Annotated in this window: 3 protein-coding genes and 1 pseudogene; all 4 read left to right on the top strand. The window is 47.2% G+C overall.

What is annotated here, in order from left to right; genetic code table 11:
* Positions 1-466, top strand: a 466-nt coding sequence (locus C5684_RS07970; RefSeq protein WP_199764526.1) for a TonB C-terminal domain-containing protein, incomplete at its 5' end; no start/stop codon positions are given.
* A 2-nt stretch (positions 467-468) separates the two neighbouring features.
* Positions 469-1,710, top strand: a complete 1,242-nt coding sequence (tolB, locus tag C5684_RS07965) for a Tol-Pal system protein TolB (RefSeq protein ID WP_013890839.1) — start codon at positions 469-471, stop codon at positions 1,708-1,710.
* Between the two features lie 122 nt (positions 1,711-1,832).
* Complete coding sequence (locus C5684_RS07960) at positions 1,833-2,390, top strand: OmpA family protein (RefSeq protein ID WP_104639974.1); 558 nt, start codon at positions 1,833-1,835, stop codon at positions 2,388-2,390.
* Positions 2,391-2,978, top strand: a pseudogene (locus C5684_RS07955) (hypothetical protein); the annotation flags it as partial.

Raw genomic sequence — 2,978 nt, 5'->3', positions numbered from 1 at the left:
GCCCCAGCCCAGCATGAGCAAGGAGCAAATCCAGCAAATGCGCCAAGCCCAAGAATTGTTACAAGGGATTCAATTCAGCCAACACCAGCAGGCTTTTAAGGATTTGCAGAGCAGTTTAAATAATTTTCAAGAGCATTTGCAGGTCATTAAGAAAAAGGACATCGATTTCCAAGTGCCCCAAAAAGAAAACACATCCGATCAAGAATTTAAAGCTTGGGTGCAACAAATTTATAAAATCCTAGATGATCAATGGCATTTGCACTTTTACCAAAAAACCCAAGCAAGCGTGATGATCTATATTTCAGAGGAGGGCAAATTGCAATTTAGCATGCTCAAGCCCTCCCCTTTTGCTGATTTTAACCAACAAGTGCTCACCTTTTTAAATGCCCTAAAAAACAAAACCTTCCCCCCCTATCCGGGCAGACGGGCAATCACCCTCCAAGTTAATTTTAAAACAAAGGATTAATGATGCGGATTTTATGGCTTGCGCTGATGTGTTCTGGCCTCTTTGCTGCCGATGCGGATTTGGACATTATCAAAACCATCCAAAAACTCTCCAAAGTCGAGGTGCGTTACACCAACCCCCAAAGCCCCTATCTCAAAAAAATTTATAACATGCTCCTAGCTGACTTGAAGATCAGCGGGCATTTTAAAGTGATCACGGGTGGGTTGCAACAACCCAATAACCCCAATTACAACGCGCTGGCTTCTCAGGGCGTGCGTTTGTTGATTGAATTAGACATGGAAGAGCCCACCCAAGTGAATGTCCGCATCCATGATGTCCAAAAAAAGAATGTGCAGAGCATCAAAGATTACGCCTTTGAGGATAAAACCCTCTACCCCTTCATCGCCCACCATGTCGCCACTGATGCCCATGCCAGCCTCAAATTGCCCTCTGTGGCGTGGATGAATCGCCTAGTGGTCTTTGCACGCTACATCGAGCCCGGGGTTACTAATATTGCGGTAGCCGACTACACGCTGACCTACCAAAAGGACATCATCCAAAACAACTTGTTAAATCTCTTCCCCAAATGGGCTAATACCGAACAAACCGAGATTTATTACACGCAATATCTCCAAGAACCCACCATTGTTAAATACAATATCCAAGATGGCTCTAGTGAGGTCATCACCCAAAGCGAGGGGATGGCCGCTGTTTCTAGTGTGAGCCATGATGGCAAAAAGTTGCTTTTGACCCTAGCCCCTGAAGGGCAGTCCGATATTTTTTTATACGACACCACCAAGAAAACCCCAGAACGCTTGACTCAATACAGCGGGATTGATGTTTCTGGAATTTTTATTAACCATGCCAAGTCCATGGTTTTTGTCTCCGATCGATCGGGTCAGCCTAATATTTATGTCAAAAAACTCAACCCCGATGCCCCCGCCGAGCAAGTGGTCTATTACGCCCAAAACAACGATTCGGTGAGTGCCTTTGGGAATAAAATCGCCTTTGTGAGCCGTGAAGAGCGCGATGAGAACGGGCAGAGTGCTTTCAACCTTTACATGATCACGCTCAAAAGCAACCATGTCCGCCGTTTGACCGCTAGTGGGGTCAATCAAATGCCCCGTTTCTCTGAAGATGGCAAGGCGATCATGTTTGTCAAAAAGGCAGCCCAACAAAGCGCATTGGGGGTGATTTTGCTAGATTACAACCAAAGTTATCTTTTCCCACTCAAGGGCATTAACATCCAATCCTTTGATTGGTGATCACTGGTTTTTTAAAGTTTTGTTATATAATTCCAGAAAATTAGTTTCAAGGATAGCTATGAATGCAACGATGAAGGGGGTTTTTTTGCTTGGTTTATTAGTTGTGGGCTGTGCGGGTCGCCATGTGCCCCCAGCGACTTTGCCTCCTGAGCAACCCGCCCCAGCCCAAGAGCCTGCCCCCAAGCAGGATCAAACCATGCAAAAAGAGCAGGCACAACCCCAACCTACCCCAGCCCCAAAGCCCGCCCCACAACCTGAGCCTGAGCCTACCCCCGCTCCAGAGCCTGCCCGCTCCAGAGCCTGAGCCCGCCCCACAACCTGAGCCCCCTAAGGCGGCTTTTCCCAGTGGCACGATCATTGGGGAAATTTACTTTGACTTTGATAAATACAGCGTGCGCCCAGACATGCAAGATGTGATCGATGAGAGTGTGCAAAAAATCAAAAATTCGCACATGAAAGTCCTCTTAGAGGGCAATACGGACGAATTTGGCACGGGCGAATACAATTTCGCATTGGGCTTAAAACGCGCCTTGAGCGTCAAGCGGGCTTTGATTGTTAAGGGCATCCCCAAAGAGATGATCAAGATTGTCAGCTATGGAGAGACCAAACCGGCATGCCAAGAAAAAGCCAAAGAGTGCTACCGCAAGAATCGAAGAGTGAATATTAAAGTGGTGGATTAGGTGGGTGTTGTGGTGTTGCGTTTTGGGCTGTGTGTGGGGCTTTTGGGGGTTTTGTGTGCCGAGCCCTCTGCCTTTGATTTGCAAAGTGGGGCGACCAAACAAGAGCTCAACACGCTCAAATCCAGCAACCGGAATTTAGAAAATATCCTCACCACTTTGCAAAGCCAAGCTGATGCGCTTTCACAACACCAAGATGGGCTCAATAATCTTTTTAAAGGACAGGCAGCCAAGTTGCATGACTTTTCCACCACACTGGATAGCCACGATCAGGCCCTCAAATCCTTGAAGGCAACCCAAGATATGCAAGCAGACATGCTCAAAAGCCAAGCTAGCTTGCTAGAAACCCTCAAAACCCAAATACAGACCAATAAAAACGCCCTCCAGCAACTCGATCAAAAAATTGCCGCTACCAACCAGCTCATCACGCAGATGAATACCGACTTTGCCAGTAAGCTAGCCGCTATCCAAAAATCCATTGACGATCAAGCACAAGCAAATGCCCAAAAACTCCAAGAGCTCGCCCGTATCCAAGAAAAGATGATCCAAGAAAAAACCACGCCTCCCCCTCAAACTCCTACCCCACAACCC

Origin of the sequence: Helicobacter bizzozeronii (assembly GCF_900196775.1) — a bacterium.
GTDB classification, from domain to species: Bacteria; Campylobacterota; Campylobacteria; order Campylobacterales; family Helicobacteraceae; genus Helicobacter; species Helicobacter bizzozeronii.
The sequence above is the reverse complement of the archived record's forward strand: the minus strand, read 5'-3'. Positions and strand labels throughout refer to the sequence as shown.